This window comes from Pseudomonas sp. SCB32 (assembly GCF_009189165.1).
In the GTDB taxonomy this organism is placed as follows: domain Bacteria; phylum Pseudomonadota; class Gammaproteobacteria; order Pseudomonadales; family Pseudomonadaceae; genus Pseudomonas.
The window spans coordinates 6293143-6311241 of the sequence record NZ_CP045118.1 but is presented as its reverse complement, the minus strand read 5'-3'; the positions used below and the strand labels follow the sequence as shown (position 1 = coordinate 6311241).

19 protein-coding genes are annotated in these 18099 nt (G+C 61.1%); all 19 read left to right on the top strand.

The window, feature by feature from the left end:
- Positions 1–520 precede the first annotated feature (520 nt).
- The 19 genes from rpmH to glmU all read left to right on the top strand — a co-directional run bounded on the left by rpmH (position 521) and on the right by glmU (position 18041).
- Positions 521–655, top strand: a complete 135-nt coding sequence (gene rpmH / locus GA645_RS28720; protein ID WP_003100258.1) for a 50S ribosomal protein L34 — start codon at positions 521–523, stop codon at positions 653–655.
- 14 nt (positions 656–669) lie between these two features.
- Positions 670–1077: a ribonuclease P protein component gene (rnpA, locus tag GA645_RS28715; RefSeq protein ID WP_152227832.1), complete on the top strand. Its 408-nt coding sequence runs from the start codon at positions 670–672 to the stop codon at positions 1075–1077.
- Positions 1070–1318, top strand: a complete 249-nt coding sequence (gene yidD / locus GA645_RS28710) for a membrane protein insertion efficiency factor YidD (RefSeq protein ID WP_152227830.1) — start codon at positions 1070–1072, stop codon at positions 1316–1318. Before rnpA ends, yidD begins: the two co-directional genes overlap by 8 nt.
- A 2-nt stretch (positions 1319–1320) precedes the next feature.
- Positions 1321–3069, top strand: a complete 1749-nt coding sequence (gene yidC, locus GA645_RS28705; RefSeq protein WP_152227828.1) for a membrane protein insertase YidC — start codon at positions 1321–1323, stop codon at positions 3067–3069.
- 107 nt (positions 3070–3176) lie between these two features.
- Complete coding sequence (gene mnmE / locus GA645_RS28700; protein WP_152227826.1) at positions 3177–4544, top strand: tRNA uridine-5-carboxymethylaminomethyl(34) synthesis GTPase MnmE; 1368 nt, start codon at positions 3177–3179, stop codon at positions 4542–4544.
- Positions 4545–5089: 545 nt separating this feature from the next.
- Complete coding sequence (mnmG, locus tag GA645_RS28695) at positions 5090–6982, top strand: tRNA uridine-5-carboxymethylaminomethyl(34) synthesis enzyme MnmG (RefSeq protein WP_152227824.1); 1893 nt, start codon at positions 5090–5092, stop codon at positions 6980–6982.
- Positions 6982–7632 carry a 16S rRNA (guanine(527)-N(7))-methyltransferase RsmG gene (gene rsmG / locus GA645_RS28690; RefSeq protein WP_152227823.1) on the top strand — a complete coding sequence of 217 codons (651 nt, stop codon included), beginning with the start codon at positions 6982–6984 and terminating at the stop codon, positions 7630–7632. Before mnmG ends, rsmG begins: the two co-directional genes overlap by 1 nt.
- A gap of 18 nt (positions 7633–7650) precedes the next feature.
- Positions 7651–8439 carry a ParA family protein gene (locus tag GA645_RS28685; protein ID WP_152227821.1) on the top strand — a complete coding sequence of 263 codons (789 nt, stop codon included), beginning with the start codon at positions 7651–7653 and terminating at the stop codon, positions 8437–8439.
- Between the two features lie 16 nt (positions 8440–8455).
- Positions 8456–9328 (top strand): ParB/RepB/Spo0J family partition protein, encoded by an 873-nt coding sequence (locus GA645_RS28680; RefSeq protein ID WP_152227819.1) that lies wholly within the window; start codon positions 8456–8458, stop codon positions 9326–9328.
- Positions 9329–9478: 150 nt separating this feature from the next.
- Entirely contained in the window at positions 9479–9886 is a 408-nt protein-coding gene (locus tag GA645_RS28675) for a F0F1 ATP synthase subunit I (RefSeq protein ID WP_152227817.1), read from the top strand.
- A 16-nt stretch (positions 9887–9902) separates the two neighbouring features.
- Positions 9903–10772, top strand: a complete 870-nt coding sequence (gene atpB / locus GA645_RS28670) for a F0F1 ATP synthase subunit A (protein ID WP_152227815.1) — start codon at positions 9903–9905, stop codon at positions 10770–10772.
- A gap of 110 nt (positions 10773–10882) precedes the next feature.
- Positions 10883–11140, top strand: coding sequence for a F0F1 ATP synthase subunit C (gene atpE / locus GA645_RS28665; RefSeq protein ID WP_043256731.1), 258 nt, complete (start codon positions 10883–10885; stop codon positions 11138–11140).
- A 52-nt stretch (positions 11141–11192) separates the two neighbouring features.
- Complete coding sequence (locus GA645_RS28660) at positions 11193–11663, top strand: F0F1 ATP synthase subunit B (RefSeq protein WP_017518842.1); 471 nt, start codon at positions 11193–11195, stop codon at positions 11661–11663.
- Positions 11664–11675: 12 nt separating this feature from the next.
- The gene (locus GA645_RS28655) at positions 11676–12212 is read left to right on the top strand and encodes a F0F1 ATP synthase subunit delta (protein ID WP_152227812.1); all 537 of its coding nucleotides are present in this window, start codon (positions 11676–11678) and stop codon (positions 12210–12212) included.
- 18 nt (positions 12213–12230) lie between these two features.
- Positions 12231–13775 (top strand): F0F1 ATP synthase subunit alpha, encoded by a 1545-nt coding sequence (gene atpA / locus GA645_RS28650; protein WP_045213785.1) that lies wholly within the window; start codon positions 12231–12233, stop codon positions 13773–13775.
- A 52-nt stretch (positions 13776–13827) separates the two neighbouring features.
- Positions 13828–14688: a F0F1 ATP synthase subunit gamma gene (gene atpG / locus GA645_RS28645; RefSeq protein WP_152227811.1), complete on the top strand. Its 861-nt coding sequence runs from the start codon at positions 13828–13830 to the stop codon at positions 14686–14688.
- A 30-nt stretch (positions 14689–14718) separates the two neighbouring features.
- Positions 14719–16095 (top strand): F0F1 ATP synthase subunit beta, encoded by a 1377-nt coding sequence (gene atpD / locus GA645_RS28640; RefSeq protein WP_045213787.1) that lies wholly within the window; start codon positions 14719–14721, stop codon positions 16093–16095.
- A 40-nt stretch (positions 16096–16135) separates the two neighbouring features.
- Positions 16136–16561: a F0F1 ATP synthase subunit epsilon gene (locus GA645_RS28635; protein WP_152227809.1), complete on the top strand. Its 426-nt coding sequence runs from the start codon at positions 16136–16138 to the stop codon at positions 16559–16561.
- A gap of 112 nt (positions 16562–16673) precedes the next feature.
- Entirely contained in the window at positions 16674–18041 is a 1368-nt protein-coding gene (gene glmU, locus GA645_RS28630; protein ID WP_152227807.1) for a bifunctional UDP-N-acetylglucosamine diphosphorylase/glucosamine-1-phosphate N-acetyltransferase GlmU, read from the top strand.
- Positions 18042–18099: the final 58 nt, after the last annotated feature.

Below are 18099 nucleotides of genomic sequence, written 5' to 3'. Positions count from 1 at the left end.
GGATATCCCCCAAAGAAGTCGCAAAGCGAAATAGGTCGATATTGTAGCCGTGTGCGAACAACTTATCCACATGATAAACGGCTGCGGACACAAGCAAAATCAAGATGTTAATGAATATGCCGATTGTCGGGTAAGCGCGCCCTGAGCCTTGTGGATAACAGCTGAATGATGCAGGGGATGAGCCTGGTGATGAGCCTGTGGAAAAAATGGCTGTGGAAAAAGCCCTGATCTGTCCCCAGCTTTCCAACCGCCCGAACACAAGCCACCCACCCGTTCCGGACAGAGTTGTCATTCCTCAGGAGCCATATGACCAGCGGGTTGCAGCGACTTATGCACAGCCATCCCCTTCCACAGTCATAACCACATCTTCAATCTTTCAAAAAAGAATTTCGCCTTTTCTTAATTCAATTTGTATCCGGTGTTGGTTGGAAATTGACCTGACCGCTCGATTTCACTAGAATCGCCGGTCTCTTTAAACGGGGTCACTACGACCTCAAGTCGTCAACCCAGGTACCGAATCATGAAACGTACTTTCCAACCCAGCACTCTCAAGCGCGCTCGCGTTCACGGTTTCCGCGCTCGCATGGCCACCAAGAACGGTCGTCAGGTTCTGTCGCGTCGTCGCGCCAAGGGCCGTAAGCGTCTGACCGTCTGATTTGTCCGACACAGGTGGTGAGTCAAGGCTTCGACCGGGATAAGCGTCTTCTGACGGCCCGGCAATTCACAGCGGTCTTCGACTCCCCCACCTCCAAGGTTCCCGGCAAGCACATCCTGCTGCTGGCGCGCGAAAACGGTCTCGATCACCCCCGCCTCGGCCTGGTGATCGGCAAGAAGAACGTCAAGCTCGCCGTCGAGCGCAATCGCCTCAAACGCCTTCTCCGCGAATCCTTCCGCCACAACCAGCAAAAGCTGGCTGGTCTGGATATCGTGGTCATCGCGCGCAAGGGCCTCGGCGATCTGGAGAACGAAGAACTGCACCAGCAGTTCGGCAAGCTCTGGAAGCGCCTGTTGCGCAATCGGCCCAGCCCGGAACCCACGACAGAATCTCCGGGAGTGGCCGACAGTTCCCATGCGTAGACTGGCTTTGTTACCGATCCAGTTTTACCGCTACGCCATCAGTCCCATGATGGGCATGCACTGTCGTTTCTATCCCAGCTGTTCCTGCTACGCGCAGGAAGCCATCGAAACCCATGGCTTCCTGCGTGGTGGCTGGCTGGCCGCTCGTCGCCTCGGCCGCTGCCACCCCTGGCACCCCGGTGGCTATGATCCGGTACCGCCAGCCCCATCCAAGACCGCCCCTTCCTCGACGGCCGAGTAATCATGGACATCAAACGTTCAATCCTATTCGTCGCCCTGGCAATCGTGTCCTACGCGCTGGTCCTCCAGTGGAACAAGGACTACGGCCAGCCTGAACTGCCAGCGCAGACCGCGACCTTCAACCAGAACGAAGGCCTGCCGGATACCTCCGTGCCTGCCGGCGGCGCGGCCAATGCCGACGTACCGACCGCTCAGAATGCCCAGGCGAGCCTGCCCACCGAACAGAAGCCGGCGGCCGTCAGCGAGCAGCTGATCCGCGTGAAAACCGACGTTCTGGACGTGGCCATCGATCCGCGCGGCGGCGACGTAGTGAAACTGGGCCTGACCCAGTACCCGCTGCGCCAGGACCGTCCGGATGTGCCGTTCCCGCTGTTCGAACGTGACCAACAGCGCACCTACCTGGCCCAGAGCGGCCTGACTGGCGCCAACGGTCCGGATGCCGCCGCCAGCGGTCGTCCGCTCTACGCTTCGGCCAAGCCCGTCTATGAACTGGCCGATGGCCAGGACCAGATGGTCGTCGACCTGACTTATGCACAGGATGGCGTCAGCTACATCAAGCGCTTCACCTTCCATCGCGGTCTGAAAGGCGACTGCAGCGAGAAGGAAAAGGCCCAGAAGAAGCTCGAGTGCATCAACCCCACCGCCTATCAGGTCGGCGTGAGCTACCTGATCGACAACCAGAGCGGCAAGCCGTGGACGGCCTCGCTGTTCGCCCAGCTCAAGCGTGACGCCAGCGTCGACCCGTCCTCCACCACCGCCACCGGCGTATCGACCTACCTCGGCGCCGCGGTCTGGACCCCTGAAAAGCCCTACGTGAAAGTGTCCATGAAGGACATGGACAAGGAGCAGTTCAAGGAAACCGTCCAGGGCGGCTGGGTCGCCTGGCTGCAGCACTACTTCGTCACCGCCTGGGTACCCGCCAAGGGCGATACCCACGCCGTGATGACCCGCAAGGACGCCCAGGGCAACTACATCGTCGGTTTCACCGGTCCGAACATCTCCGTCGCGCCGGGCGCCAAGGGCGAAACCAGCATGACCCTGTATGCGGGCCCCAAGCTGCAAACCTACCTGGGCGAACTGTCCAAGGGTCTGGAGCTGACCGTCGACTACGGTCCGCTGTGGTTCATCGCCCAGCCGATCTTCTGGCTGCTGCAACATATCCACAACCTGGTGGGTAACTGGGGCTGGTCGATCATCCTGCTGACCATCGTCATCAAGATGGCCTTCTTCCCGCTGTCCGCCGCCAGCTACCGCTCCATGGCGCGCATGCGCGCCGTGTCGCCGAAGATGCAGGCTCTGAAAGAGCAGCATGGTGACGATCGCCAGAAGATGTCCCAGGCGATGATGGAGCTGTACAAGAAGGAGAAGATCAATCCGCTGGGCGGCTGCCTGCCGATCCTGGTGCAGATGCCAGTCTTCCTGTCCCTGTACTGGGTACTGCTGGAAAGCGTCGAGATGCGCCAGGCTCCGTGGCTGGGCTGGATCGTCGACCTGTCGGTGAAGGATCCGTTCTTCATCCTGCCGATCATCATGGGTGCCACCATGCTGGTTCAGCAGATGCTCAACCCGACGCCGCCGGACCCCATGCAGGCCAAGGTGATGAAGCTGATGCCGATCATCTTCACCTTCTTCTTCCTGTGGTTCCCGGCCGGTCTGGTCCTGTACTGGGTTGTGAACAACTGCCTGTCCATCGCACAGCAGTGGTACATTACCCGTCAGATCGAGGGTTCGGCGAAAAAGGCCTCTGCCTGATCACCCCTCCCGCCCATAGCCAAAACGCCCCCTCGTGGGGCGTTTTGCTATGTGGATAGTTTTGCCCTGTGCCCTCTTTGTCCTGAGAACGCCGCGAGACCGCCGACATGAATGCAGCCCGTGAAACCATCGCCGCCGTTGCCACCGCCCAGGGCCGTGGCGGCGTCGGCATCGTCCGCGTCTCCGGCCCTCGCGCCCGCGCCATGGCCATCACGCTCAGCGGTCGCGAGCCACAACCCCGTTACGCACATTACGTGCCTTTCCATGCCGACGATGGCGATGTCATCGACGAAGGCCTGCTGCTGTATTTCCCCGGCCCCAATTCATTCACTGGCGAAGATGTACTAGAGCTGCAAGGCCACGGCGGGCCCGTGGTGATGGACATGCTCCTGCAGCGCTGCATGGAGCTGGGTGCACGGCAGGCACGCCCTGGCGAGTTCAGCGAGCGCGCCTTCCTCAACGACAAACTCGACCTGGCCCAGGCAGAGGCCATCGCCGACCTGATCGAAGCCAGTTCGGCCCAGGCTGCACGCAATGCGGTGCGTTCGCTGCAGGGTGAGTTCTCACGTCGAGTGCACCATCTCACCGACCAGTTGATCCAGCTGCGCATGTACGTCGAAGCCGCCATCGACTTCCCCGAAGAGGAGATCGATTTCCTCGCCGATGGCCACGTCCTCTCGCAACTCGACGCAGTGCGCGCCGAGCTGGCCGCCGTACTGCGCGAAGCCGGCCAGGGCGCGCTGCTGCGCGACGGGATGACCGTAGTCATCGCCGGTCGCCCCAATGCCGGCAAATCCAGCCTGCTGAACGCCCTGGCGGGCCGTGAAGCAGCCATCGTCACCGATATCGCCGGCACTACCCGCGACATCCTGCGCGAACATATCCACATCGACGGCATGCCGTTGCACATCATCGACACCGCTGGTCTGCGCAGTACCGATGACCATGTGGAAAAGATCGGCGTGGAGCGCGCTCTGAAGGCCATCAACGAGGCTGACCGCGTGCTCCTGGTGGTGGATTCCACAGCACCGGAGGCCAGCGATCCCTTTGCCCTTTGGCCGGAGTTCCTGGACAGCCGCCCGGACCCGGCACACGTCACCCTGATCCGTAACAAGGCGGATTTATCCACAGAAGTCATCGGCCTTGAAGAAAGCGCGGACGGCCACGTCACGATCACGCTGTCTGCCCACTCGGGCAACGGCCTGGATCTCCTGCGCGAGCACCTGAAGGCCTGCATGGGCTTCGAACAGACCGCCGAAAGTAGCTTCAGCGCCCGCAGGCGCCATCTGGAAGCCCTGCGCCAGGCCGGAGACAACCTTGAGCATGGCCGCGCCCAGCTCACCCTGAGCGGCGCCGGCGAGCTGCTGGCCGAGGATCTGCGTCAGGCCCAGCAGGCCTTGGGCGAAATCACTGGCGCTTTCACTCCGGACGATCTGCTGGGACGCATCTTCTCCAGCTTCTGCATCGGCAAGTAATCCACAACGCAGCTTTTCCCCACCGGTGACGGAATCATTCCGTCGCCGCGCCTAGTCCTGCCTGAACACTTCTCGGAAAAATCTATATCCACAGCCCTAACGACTAAACCCGCGCCACACCTGGCTTTCAGACCGCCAGAAGGGTATTTCACAGCCTTCCGTGAACCCTGTGGAAAAGTCACGTACAGCTACGTTGACAACACCTGTCCCGAGCTGTTGATAAATCCACTTGTTGATAACACTATACTTAATCCACAGGTTGAATACCGGAGATCCCCCGTCGCCTGACAGCATCGACACAGGGTTGTTATGCCCTGAAACAACGATGAAGCAAGGGCTGCAGATGGTTATCCACAGAAAACGGCTTCACCATACATAAACACAAGCTCTAAAAAGATTTAAAAAAGTTCCTTTCTTTTATTTTCTATAGAAGCCCACAGTACCAATTGGCTATTTTTTGTTCAGGTGCCTTCAATCGAAAGCCCTTAAGCCCTATACTGTCCGGCTCTCTTATTTCTCCTTGATCAACAGGCACGAGGTGCGTGGTGGATTTCCCTTCCCGTTTTGACGTGATCGTGATCGGCGGCGGCCATGCCGGCACTGAGGCCGCGCTCGCGGCTGCACGCATGGGCGTGAAGACGCTGCTGCTCACTCACAATGTGGAAACCCTTGGCCAGATGAGCTGCAACCCCGCCATTGGTGGGATCGGCAAAAGCCATCTGGTAAAGGAAATCGATGCACTGGGCGGCGCCATGGCGCTGGCGACTGACAAAGGCGGTATCCAGTTCCGCGTCCTGAATAGCCGCAAAGGCCCAGCCGTACGTGCCACACGTGCACAGGCTGACCGCATCCTCTACAAGGCCGCGGTACGCGAAATACTGGAAAACCAGCCGAACCTGTGGATATTCCAGCAGTCCTGCGACGACCTGATCGTCGAGCAGGACCAGGTACGCGGCGTAGTGACCCAGATGGGTCTGAAATTCCATGCGGATAATGTCGTACTCACCGCCGGTACTTTCCTCGGCGGACTTATCCACATCGGACTGCAGAATTACTCCGGCGGCCGTGCTGGTGATCCACCGTCCATCGCTTTGGCCAAGCGCCTGCGCGAACTGCCACTGCGTGTCGGTCGCCTGAAGACCGGTACTCCGCCGCGCATCGACGGTCGCAGTGTCGATTTCAGTGTGATGACCGAGCAGCCGGGCGATACCCCGATCCCGGTAATGTCATTCCTGGGTTCCAAGGAGATGCATCCGCGCCAGGTCAGCTGCTGGATCACGCATACCAATTCGCGTACCCACGAGATCATCGCGTCCAACCTCGATCGCTCGCCCATGTACTCCGGCGTCATCGAAGGGGTCGGTCCGCGCTACTGCCCGTCGATCGAAGACAAGATCCATCGCTTCGCCGACAAGGACAGCCATCAGGTCTTCCTCGAGCCCGAGGGCCTGACTACCCATGAGCTGTACCCTAACGGCATCTCCACTTCGCTGCCCTTCGATGTCCAGCTGGACATCGTCCGTTCGATCCGTGGCATGGAAAACGCACACATCGTGCGCCCGGGCTACGCCATCGAGTACGACTACTTCGATCCGCGCGATCTGAAATACAGCCTGGAAACCAAGGTCATCGGTGGTCTGTTCTTCGCTGGCCAGATCAATGGCACCACCGGCTACGAAGAAGCCGGCGCCCAGGGACTGCTCGCTGGCACCAACGCCGCGCTGCGTTCGCAAGGCCGCGACAGCTGGTGCCCGCGCCGCGACGAGGCCTACATCGGCGTACTGGTCGACGACTTGATCACCCTCGGCACCCAGGAGCCGTACCGCATGTTCACATCGCGCGCCGAATACCGGCTGATCCTGCGCGAAGACAACGCGGACCTGCGCCTGACCGAGAAAGGCCGCGAGCTGGGTCTGATCGACGATGAGCGCTGGGCGGTCTTCGAAGCCAAGCGCGAAGGCATCGAGCAGGAAGAACAGCGCCTGAAGGCCACCTGGGTTCGCCCCAATACTCCCCAGGGTGATGCCATCGCTGAGCGCTTTGGCACTCCGCTGGCCCATGAATACAACCTGCTGAACCTGCTGGCCCGTCCTGAAATCGACTATGCCAGCCTCGCCGAAGTGACCGGCGTCAGCGCGGAAGACCCGCAGGTCGCCGAACAGGTGGAGATCCGTACCAAGTACGCCGGGTACATCGACCGTCAGCAGGAAGAGATCGCCCGCCTGCGCGCCAGCGAAGACACCCAGCTGCCTGTGGATATCGACTACCAGACCATCTCCGGTCTCTCCAAGGAGATCCAGCTCAAGCTGGGTAACGCCCGACCGGAGACACTCGGTCAGGCCGGCCGCATTCCGGGCGTGACCCCGGCAGCCATCTCCCTGCTGCTGATCCATCTGAAGAAGCGCTCTTCCGGCCGTCAGCTGGAGCAGAGCGCCTGATGTCCCTGGTCACTGCCCGCCACGCCGATGAACTCGCGCGTGGCATCGAATCGCTCGGCCTGAACATCGACACGGCTTCCCAGCAGCGCCTGCTGGATTACCTGGCCCTGCTGGCCAAGTGGAACAAGGCCTACAACCTCACCGCCGTGCGCGATGTGGATGAGATGGTCTCGCGCCACCTGCTCGACAGCCTGAGCATCGTCGCCCGGTTCGAAGCCGCCGGCGGTGACCGCTGGCTGGACGTCGGCAGCGGCGGCGGCATGCCCGGCATCCCGCTGGCCATCCTGTTCCCCGGCAAGTCCCTGACCCTGCTGGACAGCAACGGCAAGAAGACCCGCTTCCTAACCCAGGTGAAGCTGGAGCTCAAGCTGGACAACCTCCAGGTTATCCACAGCCGGGTGGAGGCCTTCCAACCCGAACAGCCGTTCAACGGCATCGTCTCACGGGCTTTCAGTAGCCTCGAAGACTTCACGAACTGGACGCGCCACCTCGGCGACGACCGCACCAATTGGCTGGCCATGAAAGGCGTACACCCCAGCGAGGAGCTCGCGGCACTCCCGGAAGATTTCCGGGTCGAAGCCGAATACGCTCTGGCGGTGCCGGGTTGCCAAGGCCAGCGCCATCTGCTGATACTGCGCCGCACTGCATGACGGGGAGTGGGGAAAACCATGGCTAAGGTATTCGCGATCGCCAACCAGAAAGGCGGCGTCGGCAAGACCACGACCTGCATCAACCTCGCCGCTTCGCTGGTCGCAACCAAGCGTCGCGTGCTGATGATCGACCTCGATCCACAGGGCAATGCCACCACCGGCAGCGGTGTGGATAAGTTGTCCCTGGACCATTCCATCTACGACGTGCTCACCGGTGAATGCGATCTGGCCCAGGCCATGCAGTTCTCCGAGCACGGCGGCTACCAGCTGCTGCCCGCCAACCGCGACCTCACCGCCGCGGAAGTAGTGCTGCTGGAGATGGAGATGAAAGAACACCGCCTGCGCCACGCACTGGCGCCGATCCGTGAGAACTACGATTTCATCCTGATCGACTGCCCGCCGTCGCTATCGATGCTGACCGTCAACGCCCTGTCCGCCTCGGACGGCGTGATCATTCCGATGCAGTGCGAGTACTACGCGCTCGAAGGTCTGACCGACCTGATGAACAGCATCCAGCGCATCGCCGAGCGCCTGAACCCGGCGCTGAAGATCGAAGGCCTGCTGCGCACCATGTACGACCCGCGCATCAGCCTGACCAACGATGTAAGTGCGCAGTTGCAGGAGCACTTCGGCGACAAGCTCTACACCACCGTAATCCCGCGCAACGTGCGATTGGCCGAAGCTCCCAGCTTCGGCATGCCGGCGTTGGTCTACGACAAGCAATCCCGCGGTGCCCTCGCCTACCTGGCACTGGCCGCCGAGGTGGTGCGCCGCCAGCGTTCCGCCCGCACCACCGCCACCGCCTAAAGATTAAGGAACCCGCATGGCCGCCAAGAAACGAGGTCTCGGACGCGGGCTGGACGCCCTGCTCAGTGGCTCCAGCGCCGCTACCCTGCAGGAAGAAGCCGTTCAGGTCGACAGCAAGGAGCTCCAGCACCTGCCGCTGGACCTGATCCAGCGCGGCAAGTACCAGCCGCGCCGCGACATGGACCCCCAAGCCCTGGAAGAACTCGCCCAGTCCATCAAGGCCCAGGGCGTGATGCAGCCGATCGTGGTTCGCCCGATCGACAAGGGCCGCTACGAGATCATCGCCGGCGAACGCCGCTGGCGTGCCAGCCAGCAGGCCGGCCTGGACAAGATCCCGGCCATGGTCCGTGAAGTGCCGGACGAAGCCGCTATCGCCATGGCGCTGATCGAGAACATCCAGCGCGAAGACCTCAACCCCATCGAGGAAGCCGCCGCGCTGCAGCGACTGCAGCAGGAGTTCCAGCTGACCCAGCAGCAGGTCGCCGATGCCGTGGGCAAATCCCGCGTGACCGTGGCCAACCTGCTGCGCCTGATCGCCCTGCCGGACGAGATCAAGACTCTGCTGTCCCATGGCGACCTGGAAATGGGCCATGCCCGTGCCCTGCTCGGTTTGCCGGAGAATCGGCAGGTCGAAGGTGCGCGACATGTTGTCGCACGCGGCCTCACGGTGCGTCAGACTGAAGCACTGGTCCGTCAGTGGCTCAATGCCCCTGGCGAACCTGTCAAACCGGTCAAGAGTGATCCGGACATCAGCCGGCTGGAACAGCGCCTGGCTGAGCGCCTGGGGGCTCCGGTGCAGATTCGCCATGGCCAAAAAGGCAAAGGCCAGCTGGTGATCCGCTACAACTCCCTCGATGAGCTTCAGGGCGTTCTCGCCCACATACGCTGATACCAACGTAGCATGTAGGGGGCGTCGAAAATCACTACCCGAAGGTTGAACGGGTATGCGGCGCCACCTATACTCTGCGCGCAATTTTGTCGGCACAAACTATGCCAAGTTATTGATTTGTGAAGCCGACACCAGAGGACTGTGAGACAGATGGAACCCCGCACGCCCAATCGCCTGCCCTTCCATCGCCAACCGGCTTTTCGCCTGTTGCTCGTCCAGCTGGTGGTGCTGCTTATCGGTGCAGCGGCCCTGTGGTTTGCCCAGGGATCGGTCGCAGGCTATTCCGGCCTGCTGGGTGGCCTGATTGCGTGGTTGCCGAATCTGTACTTTGCTCGCAAGGCGTTCCGCTATAGCGGTGCGCGTTCAGCCCAGCTGATAGTCCGGTCCTTTTATGCCGGTGAGGCGGGAAAACTGATTTTGACGGCAGTGCTCTTCGCACTGACGTTTGCAGGTGTGAAGCCGCTGGCGCCGTTGGCGCTGTTCGGCATCTACCTGCTGACCCTGGTGGTCAGCTGGTTTGCACCCCTGCTGATGCGAAACACATTTACAAGACCTTAGAGCGATTGAGGCAAACATGGCAGCAGAAAGCGCTTCGGGTTACATCCAGCACCACTTGCAGAACCTGACCCTGGGTCGTCTGCCGGATGGTTCCTGGGGGTTCGCCCACACCGCCGAACAAGCCAAGGAAATGGGCTTCTGGGCATTCCACGTTGATACCCTGGGTTGGTCCGTATTCCTCGGCCTGGTATTCATCCTCCTCTTCCGCATGGCGGCCAAGAAGGCTACCAGCGGTCAACCTGGCGGCCTGCAGAACTTCGTCGAAGTTCTGGTGGAGTTCGTCGACGGCAGCGTGAAGGACACCTTCCACGGCCGTAACCCGCTCATCGCACCGCTGGCGCTGACCGTGTTCGTCTGGATCTTCCTGATGAACCTGATCGACCTGGTGCCCGTGGACTTCCTGCCGCTGGCGGCTCAGGCGGTCACCGGCAATGAGCACCTGTTCTTCCGCGCTGTGGCCACCACCGATCCGAATGCCACCTTCGGCATGTCGATCGCGGTGTTCGCGCTGATCATCTTCTACAGCATCAAGGTCAAGGGCATCGGCGGTTTCCTCGGCGAACTGACCCTGCACCCGTTCAACAGCAAGAACATGGTGGTTCAGATCATCCTGATCCCCGTGAACTTCCTGCTGGAGTTCGTGACCCTGATCGCCAAGCCGGTATCCCTGGCACTGCGTCTGTTCGGCAACATGTACGCTGGCGAGCTGATCTTCATCCTGATCGCCGTGATGTTCGGTTCCGGCATCCTCTGGCTGGGCGGCATGGGTGTCGTGCTGAACTGGGCGTGGGCTGTGTTCCACATCCTGATCATCACCCTGCAGGCCTTCATCTTCATGATGCTGACCATCGTCTACCTGTCGATGGCCCACGAAGACAGTCACTGATCAAAAGATTCTGTACGCCCTCTCCCCTTGCGGGAGGGGGTGAAAGAAGAGCTTCACCACCTTAACTTGCTTCACCTTTAACCAACACGACAAAAAAGTCGGGAGGAAAAATGGAAACTGTAGTTGGACTCACTGCTATCGCCGTTGCTCTGCTGATCGGTCTGGGCGCTCTGGGTACCGCCATCGGCTTCGGCCTGCTGGGCGGCAAGTTCCTGGAAGGCGCTGCTCGCCAGCCGGAAATGGTTCCGATGCTGCAGGTCAAAATGTTCATCGTCGCCGGTCTGCTCGACGCCGTGACCATGATCGGTGTTGGTATCGCTCTGTTCTTCACCTTCGCTAACCCGTTCATTGCTCAGGTTGCCCACTAATTTCCGAACAACGGAAATCTGTGACTGAACAACGAACGAGCGAGGTATTGGCGTGAACATTAATGCAACTCTGATCGGCCAGGCCATCGCGTTCGCCATCTTCGTCCTCTTCTGCATGAAGTTCGTATGGCCGCCGGTCATCGCGGCTCTGCACGAGCGTCAGAAGAAGATCGCCGACGGCCTGGACGCTGCCAACCGCGCGGCTCGTGACCTGGAACTGGCCCACGAGAAAGCGGGTCAGCAACTGCGCGAAGCCAAGGCTCAGGCAGCCGAAATCATCGAGCAGGCGAAGAAGAGCGCTAACCAGATCGTTGACGAAGCTCGTGATCAGGCCCGTGCCGAAGGTGATCGCATGATTGCCCAGGCCAAGGCCCAGATCGAGCAGGAACTGAACAGCGTCAAAGACGCCCTGCGTGCCCAAGTGGGTGCCCTGGCTGTCTCCGGCGCCGAGAAGATCCTGGGTGCTTCGATCGATGCCAACGCGCAAAAGCAGCTGGTTGATCAACTGGCCGCCGAGATCTAAGCAGAGGGCGATATGGCAGAACTGACCACATTGGCTCGTCCATACGCGAAGGCGGCTTTCGAGTACGCCCAGGCTCATCAGCAACTGGCCGATTGGTCCGCTGCTCTGGGTGTGCTGGCTGCAGTGTCGCAGGACGACACCGTGCGCCAGCTGCTCAAGGAGCCCCAGCTGACCGCGGCAGCCAAGGCTGACGCGCTGATCGACGTGTGTGGCGACAAGCTCAATGCTCCGGCCCAGAACTTCGTCCGGACTGTGGCTGAAAACAAGCGGCTCGACCTGCTGCCGACCATCTTCGTGATGTTCGAGCAACTCAAGGCCGAGCAGGAAAAGCTGGTCGAGGTCGAGGTCACCAGTGCCTTCGCCCTGGACCAGGAACAGCAGGACAAACTCGCCAAGGCTCTCAGCGCCCGGCTCAGTCGCGAAGTGCGACTTCATGCGTCGGAAGACGCGAGCCTGATCGGCGGCGTGGTAATCCGCGCCGGTGACTTGGTAATCGATGGCTCGGTGCGCGGCAAAATCGCGAAACTGGCCGAAGCGTTGAAATCTTGAGTTTGAAGGGGCAGCGGCATGCAGCAACTCAATCCTTCCGAAATTAGTGAAATCATCAAGGGGCGCATCGAGAAACTCGATGTAGCTTCGCAAGCGCGTAACGAAGGCACCATCGTCAGCGTCTCCGACGGCATCGTGCGCATCTTCGGTCTGGCCGACGTCATGTACGGCGAAATGATCGAATTCCCGGGCGGCGTCTACGGTATGGCGCTGAACCTGGAGCAAGACTCCGTCGGTGCTGTGGTACTGGGTGAATACCAGGACCTCAAAGAAGGCATGAATGCCAAGTGCACCGGCCGCATCCTGGAAGTACCGGTTGGTCCGGAACTACTGGGTCGCGTTGTCGACGCCCTGGGTAACCCGATCGATGGCAAAGGCCCGATCGATGCCAAACTGACCGACGCTGTCGAGAAAGTGGCACCGGGCGTGATCTGGCGTAAGTCGGTAGACCAGCCGGTTCAGACCGGTTACAAGTCGGTCGACGCCATGATCCCGGTTGGCCGTGGCCAGCGCGAGCTGATCATCGGTGACCGTCAGATCGGTAAAACCGCTCTGGCCATCGACGCCATCATCAACCAGAAGAACAGCGGCATCCGCTGCGTCTACGTTGCCATTGGTCAGAAGCAATCGACCATCGCCAACGTCGTACGCAAGCTGGAAGAAAACGGCGCCCTGGCCAACACCATCGTGGTCGTTGCCAGCGCTTCCGAATCCGCTGCTCTGCAGTACCTGGCTCCGTACTCCGGCTGCACCATGGGTGAATTCTTCCGCGACCGCGGTGAAGATGCCCTGATCGTGTACGACGACCTGTCCAAGCAGGCCGTAGCCTATCGCCAGATCTCCCTGCTGCTGCGCCGTCCGCCGGGCCGCGAAGCTTACCCGGGCGACGTGTTCTATCTCCACAGCCGTCTGCTGGAGCGCGCCTCCCGCGTTTCCGAAGAGTACGTAGAGAAGTTCACCAACGGCGAAGTGAAAGGCAAGACCGGTTCCCTGACCGCCCTGCCGATCATCGAAACCCAGGCTGGCGACGTTTCCGCCTTCGTTCCGACCAACGTGATCTCCATCACCGACGGTCAGATCTTCCTGGAATCCGCGATGTTCAACTCGGGTATCCGTCCGGCCGTCAACGCCGGTATCTCGGTATCCCGTGTGGGTGGCGCGGCCCAGACCAAGATCATCAAGAAGCTGTCCGGCGGCATCCGTACCGCGCTGGCCCAGTACCGTGAACTGGCGGCCTTTGCCCAGTTCGCCTCGGACCTGGACGACGCGACCCGCAAGCAGCTGGAACATGGTCAGCGCGTTACCGAGCTGATGAAGCAGAAGCAATACGCGCCGATGTCCATCGCCGAGATGTCGCTGTCCCTGTATGCCGCCGAGCGTGGCTTCCTGCAGGACGTCGAGATCGCCAAGGTGGGCGCCTTCGAACAAGCGCTGATCGCCTACTTCCAACGTGAGAACGCCGCTCTGCTGGCGAAGATCAACGAGAAGGGTGACTTCAACGACGAAATCGACGCAGGCATCAAGGCCGGCATCGAGAAGTTCAAGGCCACCCAAACCTGGTAAGCCGCAGCGGGGGTCGCTAGCGACCCCCGCCTGCTAAACCGATAGGTGTGAAATGGCAGGCGCAAAAGAGATTCGCAGCAAGATTGCGAGCATCAAAAGCACGCAAAAAATCACCAATGCCATGGAAAAGGTGGCGGTGAGCAAGATGCGCAAGGCACAAATGCGCATGGCGGCCGGCCGTCCCTACGCGGAGCGCATTCGCCAGGTGATCGGCCATCTGGCCAACGCCAACCCGGAATACCGTCACCCGTTCATGGTCGAGCGTGAAGTAAAGCGCGTCGGCTACATCGTGGTGAGCTCCGACCGTGGCCTGGCTGGCGGCCTGAACATCAACCTGTTCAAGGCTCTCGTCAAGGACATGGGCGGGCAGCGCGATCGTGGCGCGGAGATTGATCTCTGCGTGATCGGCTCCAAGGGTGCATCCTTCTTCAAGAGCTATGGCGGCAACGTGGTTGCAGCTATCAGCCACCTCGGCGAAGAGCCGTCGATCAACGATCTGATCGGCAGCGTCAAGGTCATGCTGGATGCCTACCTGGAAGGTCGTATCGATCGCCTGTACGTGGTTTCCAACAAGTTCGTCAACACCATGACCCAGAAGCCGACCGTGGAACAGCTGATTCCGCTGGTGGCCGAGGACAATGCCGAGCTGAAGCACCACTGGGACTACCTCTACGAACCCGACGCCAAGGCCCTCCTCGACGGCCTGCTGGTGCGCTACGTGGAATCCCAGGTGTACCAGGCCGTGGTTGAGAACAACGCCTGTGAGCAGGCGGCCCGGATGATTGCAATGAAGAACGCTACCGACAACGCCGGTGATCTGATCAGTGGTCTGCAACTGATCTACAACAAGGCACGTCAGGCGGCGATCACCCAGGAAATCTCGGAAATCGTCGGCGGCGCTGCCGCGGTGTAAGAACAGGTTCAAAATTCAGAGGAACCAGACATGAGTAGCGGACGTATTGTTCAAATCATCGGCGCCGTGATCGACGTGGAATTCCCGCGCGATGCCGTGCCGAGCATCTACGAGGCCCTGAAAGTTCAGGGCGTCGAAACCACCCTGGAAGTTCAGCAGCAGCTGGGCGACGGCGTGGTTCGTTCCATTGCGATGGGTTCCACCGAAGGCCTCAAGCGTGGCCTGAACGTGGAAAGCACTGGCGCAGCCATCTCCGTCCCGGTCGGCACCAAGACCCTGGGCCGTATCATGGACGTGCTGGGCAACCCGATCGACGAAGCCGGCCCCATCGGCGAAGAAGAGCGCTGGGGTATTCACCGCGACGCTCCGTCCTACGCTGACCAGGCTGGCGGCAACGACCTGCTCGAAACCGGTATCAAGGTAATCGACCTGGTCTGCCCCTTCGCCAAGGGCGGTAAAGTCGGTCTGTTCGGTGGTGCCGGTGTAGGCAAGACCGTAAACATGATGGAACTGATCCGTAACATCGCCATGGAGCACAGCGGTTACTCTGTGTTCGCTGGTGTGGGTGAGCGTACTCGTGAGGGTAACGACTTCTACCACGAGATGAAGGATTCCGGCGTACTGGACAAGGTAGCCCTGGTATACGGCCAGATGAACGAGCCGCCGGGCAACCGTCTGCGCGTTGCACTGACCGGCCTGACCATGGCCGAGAAGTTCCGTGACGAAGGCCGTGACGTACTGCTGTTCATCGACAACATCTACCGTTACACCCTCGCCGGTACCGAAGTATCCGCACTGCTGGGCCGTATGCCTTCCGCAGTAGGTTACCAGCCGACCCTGGCCGAAGAGATGGGCGTTCTGCAAGAGCGCATCACCTCCACCAAGAAAGGCTCGATCACCTCGATCCAGGCCGTCTACGTTCCCGCGGACGACCTGACCGACCCGAGCCCGGCGACCACCTTCGCCCACCTGGACGCCACCGTCGTACTGTCCCGTGACATCGCCTCGCTGGGTATCTACCCGGCAGTTGATCCGCTGGACTCGACTTCCCGTCAGCTGGACCCGCTGGTTATCGGCCAGGATCACTACGACACCGCTCGTGGCGTACAGTACGTACTGCAGCGCTACAAGGAGCTGAAGGACATCATCGCGATCCTCGGCATGGACGAACTGTCCGAGTCCGACAAGCTGCTGGTGGCCCGTGCTCGTAAGATCCAGCGCTTCCTGTCCCAGCCGTTCTTCGTGGCTGAAGTATTCACCGGCTCGCCGGGCAAATACGTCTCCCTGAAGGACACCATCGCTGGCTTCAAAGGCATCCTCAACGGCGACTACGATCACCTGCCCGAGCAGGCGTTCTACATGGTCGGCGGCATCGAAGAAGCCATCGAGAAAGCGAAGAAGCTGTAATCCGTGCGCCCGGCAACGGGCGCTTACGTGAGGCAAGGGTATGGCTATTACTGTCCACTGCGACATCGTCAGCGCCGAAGCGGAGATCTTCTCCGGTCTGGTCGAGCTGGTCGTAGCGCACGGCTCCCTGGGTGATCTGGGTATCGCTCTGGGCCACGCGCCGCTGATCACCGAGCTCAAGCCGGGTCCGATCCGCCTGGTGAAGCAGGGTGGCGAGCAGGAGGTGTACTACATCTCCGGCGGCTTCCTCGAAGTACAGCCGAACATGGTCAAGGTTCTCGCCGACACCGTGATTCGCGCAGGCGACCTCGACGAAGCGGCTGCCCAGACCGCACTGAAGGAAGCTGAGAAGGCTCTGCACACCAAAGGTGCCGAGTTCGACTACAGCTCCGCCGCAGCCCGCCTGGCCGAAGCCGCAGCGCAACTGCGCACGGTCCAGCAGGTTCGCAAGAAGTACGGCGGCTGAGCCGCGCGAAGCCTTCGGGCTTTAGCGAAAAATAGATAAAGGGTAGCCTTGGCTACCCTTTTTCTTTTTCGACATCCGGGGTTTCCCCGCTCACCAGGACGGTCTGTCATTCATGTCCCTCGAAATCGTCATTCTCGCCGCTGGCCAGGGCACTCGCATGCGCTCTGCCCTGCCGAAAGTCCTGCACCCGGTCGCCGGCAAGCCGATGCTCGCCCACGTGATCGATACCGCTCGCACGCTCAGCCCTTCCCGCATCCATGTGGTGATCGGCCACGGCGCGGAGCTGGTACGTGACCGCCTGCAGGCGGATGACCTGAATTTCGTAATCCAGGAGCAGCAGCTCGGCACCGGCCACGCAGTGGCCCAGGCCGCCCCGTTCCTGAGTTCGGACAAGGTGTTGATCCTCTACGGCGACGTGCCGCTGATCGAGCAGCCGACCCTGGAGCGCCTGATGGCCCAGGCCACCGCCGAACAGCTGGCGCTGCTGACCGTCGAGCTGGATGACCCCACTGGCTACGGCCGCATCATTCGCGACGCTGCCGGCGAGGTTCAGGCCATCGTCGAGCAGAAGGACGCCTCTCCCGAGCAGCGCGCTATCCGCGAAGGCAACACCGGCATCCTCGCTGTGCCGCGCGAGCGTCTGGCTGGCTGGTTGTCGCGCCTGTCCAATGCCAACGCCCAGGGCGAGTACTACCTCACCGACGTGATCGCCATGGCCGTGGCCGACGGCCTTCGTGTTGCTACTGCGCAGCCACAGGCCGCCATGGAAGTCCAGGGCGCCAACGACCGCCTGCAGCTCTCCGAACTGGAGCGCTTCTTCCAGCAGCGCATCGCACGCCGTCTGATGGCCCAGGGCGTCACCCTGATCGACCCGGCGCGCTTTGACGTGCGCGGCGAGGTCAGCATTGGCCGTGACGTGCAGATCGACATCAACGTGATCCTCGAAGGCCAGGTGGAAATCGAGGACGACGTTCAGATCGGCCCGAACTGCTATATCAAGGACAGCACCCTGCGCCGTGGCGCCATCATCAAGGCCAACTCGCATCTGGAAGGCGCCCATGTCGGACCTGACAGCGATGTTGGTCCGTTCGCCCGCCTGCGTCCGGGCAGCGTGCTGGAGCGCAAGGTGCATGTGGGTAACTTCGTCGAGCTGAAGAACGTCCACCTGCAGGATGGCGTGAAAGTCGGCCACCTGACCTACCTGGGTGACAGCGAAGTCGGCGCGCGTACCAACATTGGCGCCGGCACCATCACCTGCAACTACGATGGCGCCAACAAGTGGCGCACCACCATCGGCGAGGACGTCTTCATCGGCTCCAACAACTCGCTGGTGGCGCCTGTGGATATCGGTGCCGGTGCCACGACTGGCGCGGGTTCCACCGTTACCGCCGAGGTGCCGGCCGGGACCCTGGCGGTCGGGCGCGCCAAGCAGCGCGTGATCGAAGGCTGGAAGCGTCCGGAAAAGATCAAGAAGTCCTGACGGTTCCTCAACCCGCCTGTGGGTAAGTTCTTATTCACAGGCGGGACTACGCTATTTC